Below are 15802 nucleotides of genomic sequence, written 5' to 3' on the forward strand. Positions count from 1 at the left end.
AGATTCCGTGGCTATCCGCGTCCTACTGGTCGACGACCAACCGCTGCTGCGCACCGGTTTCCGGATGATCCTGGAGGCGGAGGGTGATCTCGCGGTGGTGGGCGAGGCCGGTGACGGCCTCCAGGCCATCGACCAGGTGCGGGCGCTGCAGCCCGACGTGGTGCTGATGGACATCCGGATGCCGCGGATGGACGGCGTCGAGGCGACGCGTCAGATCACCGGTCCCGGCCGGGACGGTCCGGCGAAGGTGCTGGTGCTGACCACGTTCGATCTCGACGAGTACGTGGTGGAGGCGTTGCGCGCGGGTGCGAGCGGCTTCCTGCTGAAGGACGCCCCGGCCGATGAGCTGGTGCAGGCGATCCGGGTGGTCGCGGGCGGCGAGGCGATGCTCGCCCCGAGCATCACGCGCCGGCTGCTGGACAAGTACGCGGACCATCTCCCGTCCGGCGAGGAGCCGGTGCCGGACACCCTGCACACGCTGACGGACCGCGAGGTGGAGGTCCTGAAGCTGGTGGCGCGCGGCCTGTCGAACGCGGAGATCGCCGCCGATCTGTTCGTCAGCGAGACCACCGTCAAAACGCATGTGGGCCATGTGCTGACGAAACTGGGACTGCGTGACCGGGTGCAGGCCGCGGTGTACGCGTACGAGAGCGGGCTGGTGCGCCCCGGCGCGCAGTGACGCCGCCCTGCGGGGTCCGGGAGGGTCAGCCGGTGCCGCGGCCGAGTTCCCAGAGGTGGATGTCGGCGGAGGAGTTCACCGCCCACTCGACGCCCGTGAGGCCGTCCAGGGAGGCGACGTACTGCTTGCCCTGCCAGACAGGGAGGACGGGGACGTCCTCGGCGACGATGTCCTGGAGCTGCTTGAAGGTCTTGGCGGCGGCGGCGCGGTCGGTCTCACGGCGGGTCTGCGGGATGAGGTCGGTCCGGGCCCGGACCGACCGGTAGGGCGAGTTGAGGAAGTTGTTCGCGCCGAGGAACGGCGCCGTGTAGTTGTCCGGGTCCGGGAAGTCGGGGAACCAGCCCATGCCGTAGACCGTGTAGTCGCCGTGCAGCGCGGCGGGGCGGTACTGCGCCCAGGGCGTGCCCTTGACGCCGACGTCGAAGAGACCGGTGGCGTTGAGCTGTTTCTGGAGCATCCTGAACTCGGTGGCGGTCTCCCGGCCGTAGTAGTCGCTCGCGTAGTTCAGGGTGAACCTCACCGGGGTGTGTATCCCGGCGTCCTTCAGGATCGCGGCGGCCTTGGCGGCGCTGGGCTCGCCGTACTTGTTGAAGAACGAGTCGGAGTGGGCCGTGATGCCGGACGGGATCAGCGAGTAGAGCGGCTCGACCGTCGTGCCGTAGACCTCGCTCGCGATCCGGCCGCGGTCGATGATCTGGGCCATGGCCTGGCGGACCGCCTTGTTCTTCACGGCCGGGTCCTCGGTGTCGAAGGCGAGGTACCTGATGGCGAGCCCGGGCATCTCGGTGAGCTTGATGCCGTCCCCGGGATCGGCCACCATCTGCTGGGCCTGCTCCGGCGACATGGTGCGGGTCATCATGTCGATCTTCTTCTCGTCGAGCGCTCTGCCCATGGCGGCGGCATCGGGAAAGTAATCGAGTTCGACCTTGTCGTTCATGACTTTCAGGCCCCCCTTGTAACGGGGGTTTCTCGTGAAGAGAACTTTCACGATCCGGTCGCCCTTCACCTCGGGCTTCATGGTGTACGGACCCGAGCCGTCCACCTGGAATCCGGCGCGGGCGGCGGTCGCCGGGTATGTGTCCTGCTGGACTATTCCGGCCGGCGGCGTGGCGAGCTTGTACGGGAAGGTGGCGTCCGGGGTCCGGAGGTGGAATACGACCTCCCGCTCCCCCTTGGTCTCGACGGTGTCGATGTTGTCGAGCAGGGCGACGGGCCCATTGGTGGACTTGATCCGGATGACGCGGTCGATCGAGTACTTGACGTCCTCGGCGGTGACGGCGCCGCCGTCCGCGAATTCCAGGCCGCTGCGCAGCCGGCAGCGGTAGCTCTCGTTCGCCCTGTCCGTGAAGGTACAGCTCTCGGCCGCCTCGGGCACCGGCGCGCCGCCGCCCCGCGGAATGCTCATCAGGGTCTGCACCGTCTGCCGCAGCACGTTCCAGACGCCGCCTTCGTAGCCGATGGCGGGGTCGAGCGGCGCGGGTGCGTCCTTCGACGCGACGAGCCGGTCCGTGGTGCCGACGACGATGGCGCCGTCGCCATCGCTCCCGCTGCCCGACGCGCCGCAGGCGGCGAGTACGGGCGCGAGCAGGCCCACCACGGCCGGCAGCACCAGCGTCTTGCGGTTCATATGGCCGTTCTCCCTCATCCGCTCATGGGAAAACGACATTAGTAGGGGTCATCGGCAATGCCGGACCGGCTCCGTCCGCTTCGTAATCGCAGGGCAATGGGGAGCTATGGAGATCACCGCCCGACTCCCGGAAGGATTCGTACACGGATTAACGAATCGGGACACTTCAGTCCGCCGGGGTGAGCGTTCGCGCAGATCTCGACGGCACCCGGCCGACGATTGGGTGACAAAGGTCACGAGGCGACCCATTCGCGCACTTGTCATGCACCGGACTTAATTACACGGTGCGCGACATGGAACGCACGGTCCCTCGCAAGAGCTTTTCCATTCATTCACAGAATTGCCCTCGGTATGCGATCAGCGCATTCCCGTGACCAGGCCCCTGAGGAATTCGAGATCGACTTCCTCGAGGGAACTCACGACCACCCGGCCCGCGGCGGGTGCGATCGGGGAGACCGACGGCACGGCCACCACCCGGCATCCCGCGGCCTCGGCCGCGGCCACTCCGGTCGCGGTGTCCTCGATGACCGCACAGAGCCGCGGATCGGCCCCGAAGCCGCTCGCGGCGGTGAGGTAGGGCTCCGGGTGCGGCTTGGTCCGGGAGACCTCGTCGCCCGCGACGGTCAGCGCGAAGTGGTGACGGCCCACCGATTCCAGGACCCGGTCGATGATCCGCCGGTGCGAGGCGGAGACGAGGGCCGTCGGGATGTCGTGCCTGCCCAGCTCGGCGAGCAGCCGTGCGGCACCCGGCATCAGCGGCACGCCGCGGGTGATGCGCTTCTCGAAGCGGTCGTTCAGCAGCACGGTGAGCTCGTCGAGCGTGATGTCCGCGCCGGTGACGTCCATGAGGTAGCCGGCGCTGCGGGTCATCGGGCCGCCGACGACCACGTCCTTCCACGCCTCGTCCAGCCGGTGCCCCAGATCGGCGAAGACCTCCACCTCGGCGTCCCACCAGAAGCCCTCGGTGTCCACCAGGGTGCCGTCCATGTCGAGAAAGACGGCCTGCAGGGCCGCGCCCTCGGCCGTACGGGTCAAGGACGCGGGGATCGTACTGGTCATCCGGCACACCTTCCATGAGGGGCGAGAAGGCCGGCCACCTTTCCCGGAGGAAGGGCGACCGGCCTGCACTGGACCGACCAGTGTACGACTCGTGCTGCTGCCGCGCGCCGAACGGAGTCCTACCGCGCGTTGAAGTACTTGGCTTCGGGGTGGTGGATGACGATCGCGTCGGTGGACTGCTCGGGGTGGAGCTGGAACTCCTCGGAGAGGTGGACACCGATCCGCTCGGGCTTGAGCAGGTCCGCGATCTTCGCCCGGTCCTCCAGGTCGGGGCAGGCCCCGTAACCGAGGGAGAAGCGCGCGCCCCGGTACTTCAGCGCGAACATGTCCTCGACGTCGGAGGGGTCCTCACCGGCGAAGCCGAGCTCCGAGCGGACCCTGGCGTGCCAGTACTCGGCGAGCGCCTCGGCCAGCTGTACGGACAGGCCGTGCAGCTCCAGGTAGTCCCGGTAGGAGTTGGCCTCGAAGAGCTTGGCGGTCTCGCCGCCGATCCTGGAGCCGACCGTGACGACCTGGAGGCCGATGACGTCCGTCTCGCCGGACTCCTCCGGGCGGAAGAAGTCGGCCAGGCACAGCCGGCGGCCGCGGCGCTGGCGCGGGAAGGTGAAGCGGGTGCGCTCCGAGCCGTCCTCGTGCAGCAGGATCAGGTCGTCGCCCTTGGAGACGCAGGGGAAGTAGCCGTAGACGACGGCCGCCTCCAGCAGGTTCTCGGTGTGCAGCTTGTCGAGCCAGCCGCGCAGGTGCGGGCGTCCCTCGGTCTCGGCCAGCTCCTCGTAGGTCGGGCCGTCACCGGCGCGGGCCTGCTTGAGGCCCCACTGGCCTTTGAAGAGGGCGCCCTCGTCGAGCCAGGAGGCGTACTCCTTGAGCGGGATGCCCTTGACGACCCGGGTGCCCCAGAACGGCGGGGTGGGGACCGGGTTGTCGACGGCCACGTCGGAGCGGACACCGGCCTCCGGCTCGTCAACCTCCAGCACGGCCGTGTCGCGCTTGGGCACGCGGCGCTGCTTGAGCTCGGGGAGGACGGCGCCGGGGACGCCGCGCTTGACCCCGATGAGCGCGTCCATCAGGCGCAGCCCCTCGAAGGCGTCCCGGGCGTAGCGCACCTCGCCCTCGTAGATCTCGTGCAGGTCCTGCTCCACGTACGCCCGGGTGAGGGCCGCGCCGCCGAGGATGACCGGGTATTCGGCCGCCAGCTTGCGCTGGTTCAGCTCCTGGAGGTTCTCCTTCATGATCACGGTGGACTTCACCAGGAGACCGGACATGCCGATGACGTCGGCGCGGTTCTCCTCGGCGGCCTCCAGGATCGCGGAGACGGGCTGCTTGATGCCGATGTTGACGACGTTGTAGCCGTTGTTCGACAGGATGATGTCGACGAGGTTCTTGCCGATGTCGTGGACGTCACCGCGGACGGTGGCCAGGACGATGGTGCCCTTGCCCTCGGCGTCCGACTTCTCCATGTGCGGCTCCAGATGGGCCACCGCGGTCTTCATGACCTCGGCGGACTGGAGCACGAACGGCAGCTGCATCTGGCCGGAGCCGAAGAGCTCGCCGACGACCTTCATGCCTTCCAGCAGGGTGTCGTTGACGATGTCGAGAGCGGGACGGGTCTGCAGCGCCTCGTCGAGGTCGGCCTCCAGCCCCTTCTTCTCGCCGTCGATGATCCGGCGCTGGAGGCGCTCGTCGAGCGGCAGGGCGAGGAGTTCCTCGGCCTTGCCCTCCTTCATCGACTTCATGTTGACGCCCTCGAAGAGCTCCATGAGCCGCTGCAGCGGGTCGTAGCCTTCGGCGCGGCGGTCGTGGATCAGGTCGTGGGCGACCTTGACCTGCTCCTCGTCCAGCCGGGCGATCGGCAGGATCTTCGAGGCGTGCACGATCGCGGAGTCGAGACCGGCCTTGACGCACTCGTCAAGGAAGACGGAGTTCAGGACGACGCGGGCCGCCGGGTTCAGGCCGAAGGAGATGTTCGACAGGCCCAGCGTGGTCTGGACGTCGGGGTGGCGCTTCTTCAGCTCGCGGATCGCCTCGATGGTGGCGATGCCGTCCTTGCGGGACTCCTCCTGCCCGGTGCAGATCGTGAAGGTGAGGCAGTCGATGAGGATGTCCGACTCATCGATGCCCCAGTTGCCGGTCAGGTCCTCGATCAGCCGCTCCGCGATGGCGACCTTGTGCTCGACGGTGCGGGCCTGGCCCTCCTCGTCGATGGTCAGCGCGATCAGCGCGGCGCCGTGCTCGGCGGCGAGCTTGGTGACCTGCACGAAGCGCGACTCGGGCCCGTCGCCGTCCTCGTAGTTGACCGAGTTGAGGACCGCGCGGCCGCCGAGCTTCTCCAGTCCGGCCCGCAGCACGGGCAGCTCGGTGGAGTCCAGCACGATCGGCAGGGTCGAGGCGGTGGCGAAGCGGCCGGCCAGCTCCTGCATGTCGGCGACCCCGTCACGGCCCACGTAGTCGACGCACAGGTCGAGCATGTGCGCGCCCTCGCGGATCTGGTCGCGGGCCATCTCCACACAGTCGTCCCAGCGCGCCTCCAGCATCGCCTCGCGGAACTTCTTGGACCCGTTGGCGTTCGTACGCTCACCGATCGCGAGGTACGAGGTGTCCTGGCGGAAGGGCACGGTCTGGTAGAGCGAGGCGGCGCCGGGCTCGGGGCGCGGGTCGCGGACAGCGGGGGTGAGTCCGCGGGCCCGCTCGACGACCTGGCGCAGATGCTCGGGCGTCGTACCGCAGCAGCCGCCGATCAGGGACAGACCGTAGTCGGTCACGAAGGCTTCCTGCGCGTCCGCCAGCCCCTCGGGGCCGAGCGGGAAGTGCGCGCCGTCCTTGGTCAGCACGGGCAGGCCCGCGTTCGGCATGCACATCAGCGGTGTACGCGAGTGCCGGGCCAGATAGCGCAGGTGCTCGCTCATCTCGGCCGGGCCCGTCGAGCAGTTCAGCCCGATCAGGTCGATGCCCAGCGGCTCCAGGGCGGTCAGCGCGGCGCCGATCTCGGAGCCGAGCAGCATGACGCCGGTCGTCTCGAAGGCGAGCGAGCAGATCAGCGGCACGTCGATGCCCAGGGCGTCCATCGCCCGGCGCGCGCCGATCAGGCTGGACTTGGTCTGCAGCAGGTCCTGCGTGGTCTCCACGATCAGGGCGTCCGAGCCGCCGGCGAGCAGGCCCTCGGCGTTCTGCTGGTAGCCGTCCCGCAGCACGTCGTACGCGATGTGGCCGAGCGACGGCAGCTTGGTGCCGGGACCCACCGAGCCGAGGACCCAGCGCTGGCGGCCGTCCTTCGCCGCGAACTCGTCGGCGACCTCGCGGGCGATGCGGGCGCCGGCCTCGGACAGCTCGAAGATCCGGTCGGCGATCTCGTACTCGTTCGCCGCCGAGTGGTTCGCGCCGAAGGTGTTCGTCTCCACGCAGTCCACGCCGACGGCGAAGTACTCCTCGTGCACGGAGCGCACGATGTCGGGGCGCGTGAGGTTCAGGATCTCGTTGCAGCCTTCGAGGTTCTCGAAGTCCTCGAGCGTGGGGTCCTGTGCCTGGAGCATCGTGCCCATGGCACCGTCGGCCACCACCACACGGGTGGCGAGCGCCTCGCGGAGGGCTGCGGCTCGGTTCCGGCTGTCGGCGGAAGGGGTCGGCGACGAGGCCATGGATGTACTCCCTGGGATGCGACGGCTGTCGGCTTTGCGTCTTCGGCGGAAGGCGCACCCGGCCAGGGTAGCCGGGCGGCGTCCCTGGCCGTCACTCTGTCCCACGAACCGGACTGCATGCTGTTCAGCGGGCTGTCCGGACGGGTGGGGTGCCGCAGACTTCCCTTGCGATCGAGCACGGGTCGGCATCGACCGATAGTGTTCAGCATTGTCGAACAAGGTGGAGGAGTACGGCGCGATGGCCAAGAACATCCAGTCGCTCGAGCGGGCGGCCGCGATGCTGCGCCTGCTGGCAGGCGGCGAGCGGCGGCTGGGACTGTCGGACATCGCCTCCTCACTGGGCCTGGCCAAGGGAACCGCGCACGGCATCCTGCGCACGCTCCAGCACGAGGGCTTCGTCGAACAGGACGCGGCGTCCGGCCGCTATCAGCTCGGCGCCGAGCTGCTGCGCCTGGGCAACAGCTATCTCGACGTCCATGAGCTGCGGGCCCGCGCCCTGGTCTGGACGGACGACCTGGCCCGTTCCAGCGGCGAGAGCGCCCACCTGGGCGTGCTCCACCAGCAGGGCGTACTGATCGTCCACCACGTCTTCCGGCCGGACGACAGCCGCCAGGTCCTGGAGGTCGGGGCCATGCAGCCGCTGCACTCCACGGCCCTGGGCAAGGTGCTGGCGGCGTACGACCCGGTGGCCCACACGGAGGCCCTGGAGGCCGAGCGGCAGTCCTTCACGCCCCGCACCGTCACCGACCCGCAGGAGTTCGAGTCGATGCTCGACCTGATCCGGGCGCGCGGCTGGGCGGCCGATGTGGAGGAGACCTGGGAAGGGGTGGCCGCGGTGGCCGCCCCGATCCACGACCGGCGCCGGATGCCGGTGGGCGCGGTCGCCGTGACCGGTGCGGTGGAGCGGGTCTGCACGGACGGCGCACTGCGCCCCGAGCTCGTCGCGGCGGTACGGGACTGCGCCCGCGCGGTCTCCCGGGATCTGGGCGCCAGGCGCTTCTGAGCACCCCGCGCCGCCGCCGGTAACGATCGAGTCATAGGCCACACACCTCTTGACGCTGCATTCACCTGGGAGAAACACTGCCGTTCATCGGTCGGCATTGTCGAACGCTTAACGGAAATACGCGTTAGGGTGTGACGTGCCAAGGGCCGGTAACGCCCTCACCTGAGGGCGCGGACCACCGGAGGGACCCGGGGTTCGGTTCCTGGACGAAGGACAAAGGAGTCGCGGGTGTCCAGCTCCGACATCTTCATCGGCGAGACCATCGGTACCGCCGTGCTCATCCTGCTGGGCGGTGGTGTCTGTGCCGCCGTCACGCTCAAGCACTCCAAGGCGCAGAACGCCGGCTGGCTGGCCATCACCTTCGGGTGGGGCTTCGCCGTGCTGACCGGCGCGTATCTGGCCGGCGGCGTCTCCGGGGCGCATCTCAACCCGGCCGTCACCATCGGCCTGGCGATCGAGGGCGGTACCGAGTGGAGCGACGTACCGCTCTACCTCGGCTCCCAGCTGCTCGGCGCGATGATCGGCGCGGTGCTGGTCTGGCTGACCTACTACGGACAGTTCCGGGCGCATCTGACGGATCCCGAGGTGCTGAACGCCCATACGGGTGAGGAAGGCATGGTCGACAAGGCCGCGGCCCCCCAGGCCGGACCGGTGCTCGGCATCTTCTCGACGGGTCCGGAGATCCGCAACGCCGTGCAGAACGTCGTCACCGAGGTCATCGCCACGTTCGTCCTGGTCCTCGCGATCCTCACCCAGGGCCTCAACAACGACGGAAACGGCCTCGGCACGCTCGGCGCGCTGATCACCGCGCTGGTGGTCGTCGGCATCGGCCTCTCGCTCGGCGGGCCGACGGGTTACGCAATCAACCCGGTCCGGGACCTCGGTCCGCGTATCGTGCACGCGCTGCTTCCGCTGCCGAACAAGGGCGGATCCGACTGGGGATACGCCTGGATCCCCGTCGTCGGCCCCCTCATCGGCGGCGCGCTCGCCGGCGGGCTCTACAACCTCGCCTTCGCCTGAACCGCAGAGCCCAGAGCCGTCACCCCCAAGACCACACAGACTTCCGGGAGCACACCGTGACCGACGCACACACCACCGGCACCCACGGCACCGGGCCGTTCATCGCGGCCATCGACCAGGGCACCACCTCCAGCCGCTGCATCGTCTTCGACAAGGACGGCCGGATCGTCTCCGTCGACCAGAAGGAGCACGAGCAGATCTTCCCGAAGCCGGGCTGGGTCGAGCACGACGCGACCGAGATCTGGGAGAACGTCCAGGAAGTCGTGGCGAGCGCCATCGTCAAGGCGGGCATCACCGCCGCGGACGTGAAGGCGATCGGCATCACCAACCAGCGCGAGACCACGCTGCTGTGGGACCGGCACACCGGTGAGCCCGTCCACAACGCCCTCGTCTGGCAGGACACCCGCACCGACGCGCTCTGCAAGGAGCTCGGCCGCAACGTGGGCCAGGACCGCTTCCGCCGCGAGACCGGGCTGCCGCTCGCCTCGTACTTCGCCGGCCCCAAGGTCCGCTGGCTGCTCGACAACGTCGAGGGACTGCGCGAGCGCGCCGAGCGCGGCGACATCCTCTTCGGCACCATGGACTCCTGGGTCATCTGGAACCTGACCGGCGGCACCGACGGCGGCGTCCACGTCACCGACGTCACCAACGCCTCGCGCACCCTCCTGATGAACCTGCACTCCATGACGTGGGACGACAAGATCCTCACCTCCATGGACATCCCGGCGGCCGTGCTGCCCGAGATCCGGTCCTCGGCCGAGGTGTACGGCAACGCCAGGGGCGGTGTGCTCGACGGCGTACCGGTGGCCTCCGCGCTCGGTGACCAGCAGGCCGCGCTGTTCGGCCAGACGTGTTTCGCCGAGGGCGAGGCCAAGTCCACGTACGGCACCGGCACCTTCATGCTGCTGAACACCGGCGAGACACCCGTCAACTCCTACAACGGGCTGCTCACCACGGTCGGTTACCAGATCGGCGACCAGAAGCCGGTGTACGCCCTGGAGGGGTCGATCGCCGTCACGGGTTCGCTGGTGCAGTGGATGCGCGACCAGATGGGCCTGATCCAGTCCGCGGCGGAGATCGAGACCCTGGCCTCCTCGGTCGAGGACAACGGCGGCGCGTACTTCGTGCCGGCCTTCTCCGGCCTGTTCGCCCCGTACTGGCGCCCCGACGCCCGCGGTGTCATCGCCGGTCTCACCCGCTACGTCACCAAGGCGCACATCGCCCGTGCCGTGCTCGAGGCCACCGCCTGGCAGACCCGTGAGATCAGCGACGCCATGACCAAGGACTCCGGCGTCGAGCTGACCGCGCTCAAGGTCGACGGCGGCATGACCTCCAACAACCTGCTGATGCAGACGCTCGCCGACTTCCTGGACGCACCCGTGGTGCGGCCCATGGTCGCCGAGACCACCTGCCTCGGCGCCGCCTACGCCGCCGGCCTGGCCGTCGGCTTCTGGCCCGACACCGACGCGCTGCGCGCCAACTGGCGCCGGGCCGCCGAGTGGACCCCCCGCATGGACGCGGACACCCGCGACCGCGAGTACAAGAGCTGGCTCAAGGCCGTACAGCGGACCATGGACTGGCTCGAGGACGAGGAGTAGACAACATGACCACCCTGCAGAGCGTCCCCGCACTCGGGACGCATCCGGCCTCCGGCTCCCTTCCGAGCCGCGCCGAGACCCGGGAGCAGCTCTCCAAGGCGACGTACGACCTCCTGGTGATCGGCGGCGGCATTCTGGGCATCTCCACCGCCTGGCACGCCGCGCAGTCCGGGCTGCGGGTGGCTCTGGTGGACGCCGGCGACTTCGCCGGCGCCACCTCCTCAGCCTCCTCCAAGCTGCTCCACGGCGGTCTGCGCTACCTGCAGACCGGCGCGGTGAAGCTGGTCGCGGAGAACCACTTCGAGCGCCGTGCGGTATCGCGTCAGGTGGCCCCGCACCTGGCCAACCCGCTCACCTTCTACCTGCCCGTCTACAAGGGCGGGCCGCACGGCGCGGCCAAGCTCGGCGCGGGTGTGTTCGCGTACTCGGCGCTGTCCGCCTTCGGTGACGGGGTCGGCCATGTGATCAGCCCGGCGAAGGCGCAGCGCGATGTGCCGGAGCTGCGTACGGACAACCTGAAGGCCGTCGCGGTGTACGGCGACGACCAGATGAACGACGCGCGGATGGCGCTGATGACGGTCCGCGCGGCCGTCGAGGCGGGGGCGACCGTCCTCAACCACGCGGCGGTGACCGGTCTGCGGTTCACCCGGGGCCGGGTGACGGGCGCCGACCTCCAGGACCGTATGGACGGCACGGAGTTCGGTGTCACCGCCCGGCTGGTGCTCAACGCCACCGGCCCGTGGGTCGACCACCTGCGCAAGCTGGAGGACCCGAACGCGGCACCTTCGATACGTCTGTCCAAGGGCGCGCACCTGGTGCTCAGGCGCACCCGCCCCTGGAAGGCCGCGCTGGCCACGCCGATCGACAAGTACCGCATCACGTTCGCCCTGCCGTGGGAGGACATGCTGCTGCTCGGTACGACGGACGAGGAGTACGAGGGCGACCCGGCGGATGTCGCGGTGACCGAGCAGGACACCGCGCAGATCCTGGACGAGGCGGCGTTCTCGATCCGGGACCAGCAGCTGTCGCGCGATCTGATCACGTACTCCTTCGCGGGGCTGCGGGTGCTGCCGGGCGGGCCCGGTGACACCTCCAAGGCCAAGCGCGAGACGGTGGTGACCGAGGGGCGCGGCGGGATGCTGTCGGTCGCGGGCGGCAAGTGGACGACGTTCCGCCACATCGGCCGCACCGTGATGAACAAGCTGGCCGCGCTCCCCGGGCACCCGCTGGCCGAGGACATGGAGCCGATGGCCCGGCTGCCGAAGAAGCTGCCGCTGCCGGGCATCGCCAACCCGAACGCGGTCGCCCACCGGCTGCTGGTCGACGGCGGTGCGCCCGGTCCGCGGATGTCGGCCGACACGGCGCGGCACCTGGCCACGCACTACGGTTCGCTGTCCTTCGACATCGCCCGGCTGGCCAACGAGAACCCGGAGCTCGCGAAGCGCATCCACCCCGACGCACCGGAGATCTGGGCGCAGGTCGCCTACGCGCGCGACCACGAGTGGGCCGAGACCGCGGACGACGTGCTGCGGCGCCGGACGACGCTGACGATCCGGGGTCTGGCCACGGACGAGATCCGTGCGGGCGTCGAGTCCGTGCTCGGCGACCGCGCGAGCTGACGCACAGGGGCGGGGGCGGCATCCGGGGGGATGCCGCCCCCGCCCCTGTGTGTGCCGAGTCACGCCGGGCGGTTTCGGACCCTGCCTTACATAAGCAGGCAAAGCGGTGCACTCCCATGGAACGGGCGTCGCGCGGGTTGCCCCGAAGGGCGCACCCGCCGCCCCTCGGGACGCATAATGGAGCGATACATCGGATGTCTGGAGGTCGCCCATGGCTGTCACTGACGAGGCCATCGAGAAGATCAAGGGAATGATCGTCTCGGGTGCGCTACGGCCCGGCGATCGTCTCCCCAAGGAGAGCGAACTCGCCGCGGAGCTCGGCCTGTCCCGCAACTCACTGCGGGAGGCGGTGCGCGCCCTGTCGCTGATCCGCATTCTCGATGTGCGCCAGGGCGACGGCACCTACGTCACCAGCCTCGACCCGCAACTGCTGCTCGAGGCGCTGAGCTTCGTCGTGGACTTCCACCGCGACGACACGGTGCTGGAGTTCCTGGCCGTCCGCCGGATCCTCGAACCGGCCGCGACCGCCATGGCGGCGAGCCGGATCAGCGAGGAGCAGCTGGACGCGCTCAGCGCCCAGCTGGACGCCCTGGGCGAGCGCCCGTCGGTCGAGGAGCTGGTGGCCGGCGACCTCGAGTTCCATCGCGGGATCGTGCAGTCGTCCGGCAATTCGGTGCTCTGCTCGCTGCTCGACGGTCTTTCGGGTCCGACGACCCGGGCGCGGGTCTGGCGCGGGCTGACGCAGGAGGACGCGGTGAGCCGCACGCTCCACGAGCACCGGGCGATCGTCTCGGCGCTGCGGGACCGCGACGCGGAGGCCGCGCGGGCGTGGGCGACGGTGCATGTGGCGAGCGTGGAGCAGTGGCTGCGGTCGACGCTTTAGTCGCGGCCGCGGGAAGGGGCGGGTGGGGTTTTCCCCTGCCCGCCCCTTCCTGTGTCCGGGGCTCCGCCCCGGACCCCACGCCTCAACCACCGGCGAGGCTGAGTGTGCCTCGTCCGTTCAGTCCTGCTTCTCGCCGCTCGCGAAGCGGGAGATGACCAGGGCCACGATGATGATCGCGCCGTTGAGGAACTGGTTCCACAGGGCCGGGACACCGCCGAGCGTCATCACGTTGACCACCAGTTGCAGCGTCAGCACACCGGTCAGCGCGCCGAACAGCGTGCCGCGCCCGCCCTTCAGGCTGATGCCGCCGATCACGGCCGCGGCGAACACCTGGAAGATCCAGCCGTTGCCCTGCGTGGCGGCGACCGCCCCGTAGTGGCCGGTGTAGAGGATGCCGGCGAACGCCGCCAGCAGTCCGCCGATGGCGAGCACGATCCAGGTGACCCGGTCGACCCGGATGCCCGCGGCGCGTGCCGCTTCCGGGTTGCCGCCGATCGCGTACAGCGAGCGTCCGTGGCGCAGCCAGGCCAGCGCCGCGCCGCCGACCGCGAACAGGAGCAGACAGATCCAGACCGCGGCCGGCGCACCGAACCACGAGGTCTTGCCGAGGTAGCGGAAGGACTCCGGAACGTCGGTGATGGACTTGCCCTCGGTGATGCCGATGTGGAGCCCGCGCAGCATGGTGAGCATGCCGAGCGTGGCGATGAAGCCGTTGACCCGCAGCTTCAGCATCAGGAAGCCGTTGACCGCGCCGATGGCGAGGCCGACCAGCAGACAGAGCGGGATCGCCGACCAGGTGGGCAGCAGTCCGAGGCCGGCGAAGCGGCCGCCCTCGGTGGGCAGCACCAGCCACATGGCGACGACGGGCGCGATGCCGATCGTCGACTCCAGTGACAGGTCCATCCGCCCGCAGATGAGGATCAGCGCCTGGCCCAGGACCAGCAGGCTCAGTTCGGAGGACTGCTGGACGACGCTGATCAGGTTGTCGGAGGTGAGGAAGACCGGCGAGACGATGAAGCCGATCACCATCAGCACCAGGATCACCGGCACCAGGGAGAAGTCGCTCCACCGGATCAGCTTGAGCCGGCTCAGCGGGCTGTCGTCGCCCACCCCGCCCTTCAGCGCCCCGTTGATGTCATCGGCCGTGGACGGCCGTATCGTGCCGGTCATTCCCTTTCCCCCACACCTTCCATGGCGGCGACGAGTTCCCCGTCGGTCCACCCGCTTGCGAATGTCGCGACGACCCGCCCGTGGAACAGGGCCAGGACCCGGTCGCAGACCCGCAGATCGTCCAGCTCGTCCGAGACGACGACGGCGGCATTGCCTTCGTCGGCGACCCTGCGTACGACCCCGAGGAGCGAGTCCTTGGACTTGATGTCCACACCCGCGGTGGGCCGGACCGCCACCAGCACGCTGGGCTTGCGCGCCAGCGCGCGGGCGACCACCACCTTCTGCTGGTTGCCGCCGGAGAGCCCGGCGACGGGCTGTTCGGGTCCCTGCGTCTTGATGTCCAGGGATTCGATCATTCCCCGGGCGAACTCCCTTGTACGGGAGGGCAGTACGGTCCCCCACGGGCCGAGCTGGTCGGTGACCGTGAGGGTGGCGTTCTCCGCGACGCTGCGCCCGAGCACGAGGCCCTGGTCGTGCCGGTCCTCGGGGATGTAGCCGATCCCGGCGGCCAGCGCGTGCGGCACGCTTCCCGAGCGCACGGTCTCGCCGTGCACCCGGACGGTGCCGCCGCCCGCCTTGCGCATGCCCGCCAGCACCTCGCCCAGTGCGGTGTTGCCGCTGGCCGCGGAGCCGGCGAGGCCGAGCACCTCACCCGGACGCACCTGGAGGTCCAGTGGTTCGAACCGGCCCTCCAGGGTGAGCCCTTCGGTGCGCAGAACGGGCTCCGCCGACGCGTCGGCGGCTGCGGCGGCCGCGTGCCAGGCGACGGCCCCGCCTGACTTCTCGCCGGTCATGGCCGCCACCAGCTCCGTCTTCGCGACGTCGGCGACCGGGGCGGTCAGGACGTGGCGGGCGTCGCGGTAGACGGTGACCGCCGTGCACAGTTCGTACACCTCCTGCAGATGGTGGGAGATGAAGAGGAACGCCACTCCCTGGCTCTGCAGTTCCCGGAGCTTGTCGAAGAGCCGGCCGATGCCCCGGGCGTCGAGCTGGGCGGTCGGCTCGTCGAGGATGATCAGCCGCGCGCCGAAGGACAGCGCGCGGGCGATCTCGACGAACTGCCGCTGCTCGACCGCGAGATCGCGCGCCCGGGTGTTCGGGTCGACCTGGACGCCGTAGTCGGCGAGGAGCTGCTCCGCGCGCTTGCGCAGCCGCCCCCAGCTGATCCAGCGGGCCTTCTCGTCGAACCGGTTGAGGAAGAGGTTCTCGGCCACGGTCAGGTCGGGCACGACCATGGACTTCTGGTAGACGCAGGCGACCTTCGACTGCCAGGCCGTGGTGTCCCCGAAGGCGGGCGCGGGCTCCCCGCCGAAGGTGACCGAGCCCGCGTCCGCCTTGTGAAGCCCGGTCAACACGCTGACCAGCGTCGACTTGCCCGCGCCGTTGCGTCCGACGAGTGCGTGCGACTCACCGGGCCGCACCGTGAGCTTCACGCCGTCGAGCGCCACGGTCGGCCCGAAGCGTTTGACGACGCCTTCCGCCTGTACGGCAGGTGGTGGTGCCTGGTCCATG

11 protein-coding genes are annotated in these 15802 nt (G+C 69.7%); 6 read left to right on the plus strand and 5 right to left on the minus strand.

Going from position 1 to position 15802, the window contains the following annotated elements; all coding sequences use genetic code 11:
- Positions 1-7 precede the first annotated feature (7 nt).
- A complete protein-coding gene (locus OG782_RS06925; RefSeq protein ID WP_406448510.1) occupies positions 8-679 on the plus strand; it encodes a response regulator in 672 nt (223 codons plus the stop codon).
- Between the two features lie 25 nt (positions 680-704).
- Here OG782_RS06925 and OG782_RS06930 read toward each other — a convergent pair whose 3' ends face one another.
- From OG782_RS06930 to metH, 3 genes are all read right to left on the minus strand, one after another.
- The gene (locus tag OG782_RS06930) at positions 705-2306 is read right to left on the minus strand and encodes an ABC transporter substrate-binding protein (protein ID WP_406448511.1); all 1602 of its coding nucleotides are present in this window, start codon (positions 2304-2306) and stop codon (positions 705-707) included.
- A 357-nt stretch (positions 2307-2663) separates the two neighbouring features.
- The gene (locus tag OG782_RS06935; protein WP_406448512.1) at positions 2664-3365 is read right to left on the minus strand and encodes an HAD family hydrolase; all 702 of its coding nucleotides are present in this window, start codon (positions 3363-3365) and stop codon (positions 2664-2666) included.
- Between the two features lie 119 nt (positions 3366-3484).
- Entirely contained in the window at positions 3485-6997 is a 3513-nt protein-coding gene (gene metH, locus OG782_RS06940; protein ID WP_406448513.1) for a methionine synthase, read from the minus strand.
- 220 nt (positions 6998-7217) lie between these two features.
- On the opposite strand from metH, the gene OG782_RS06945 reads away from it, so the two are divergent.
- The 5 genes from OG782_RS06945 (at position 7218) to OG782_RS06965 (ending at position 13120) form a co-directional block, all read left to right on the plus strand.
- A complete protein-coding gene (locus OG782_RS06945; protein WP_406458893.1) occupies positions 7218-8000 on the plus strand; it encodes an IclR family transcriptional regulator in 783 nt (260 codons plus the stop codon).
- Positions 8001-8228: 228 nt separating this feature from the next.
- Entirely contained in the window at positions 8229-9020 is a 792-nt protein-coding gene (locus OG782_RS06950; protein ID WP_406448514.1) for an MIP/aquaporin family protein, read from the plus strand.
- A gap of 56 nt (positions 9021-9076) precedes the next feature.
- Complete coding sequence (glpK, locus tag OG782_RS06955) at positions 9077-10618, plus strand: glycerol kinase GlpK (RefSeq protein WP_406448515.1); 1542 nt, start codon at positions 9077-9079, stop codon at positions 10616-10618.
- Positions 10619-10623: 5 nt separating this feature from the next.
- Positions 10624-12237, plus strand: a complete 1614-nt coding sequence (locus OG782_RS06960; protein ID WP_406448516.1) for an FAD-dependent oxidoreductase — start codon at positions 10624-10626, stop codon at positions 12235-12237.
- A gap of 211 nt (positions 12238-12448) precedes the next feature.
- Entirely contained in the window at positions 12449-13120 is a 672-nt protein-coding gene (locus OG782_RS06965; protein WP_406448517.1) for a FadR/GntR family transcriptional regulator, read from the plus strand.
- Positions 13121-13237: 117 nt separating this feature from the next.
- Here the strand turns inward: OG782_RS06965 and OG782_RS06970 are convergent, their stop codons facing one another.
- The gene (locus tag OG782_RS06970) at positions 13238-14290 is read right to left on the minus strand and encodes an ABC transporter permease (protein ID WP_406448518.1); all 1053 of its coding nucleotides are present in this window, start codon (positions 14288-14290) and stop codon (positions 13238-13240) included.
- Positions 14287-15801: a sugar ABC transporter ATP-binding protein gene (locus tag OG782_RS06975; RefSeq protein ID WP_406448519.1), complete on the minus strand. Its 1515-nt coding sequence runs from the start codon at positions 15799-15801 to the stop codon at positions 14287-14289. The genes OG782_RS06970 and OG782_RS06975 overlap by 4 nt, the downstream gene beginning before the upstream one ends.
- Position 15802: the final 1 nt, after the last annotated feature.

The sequence above is a fragment of the Streptomyces sp. NBC_00876 genome, from assembly GCF_045207435.1.
Classification (GTDB): domain Bacteria; phylum Actinomycetota; class Actinomycetes; order Streptomycetales; family Streptomycetaceae; genus Streptomyces.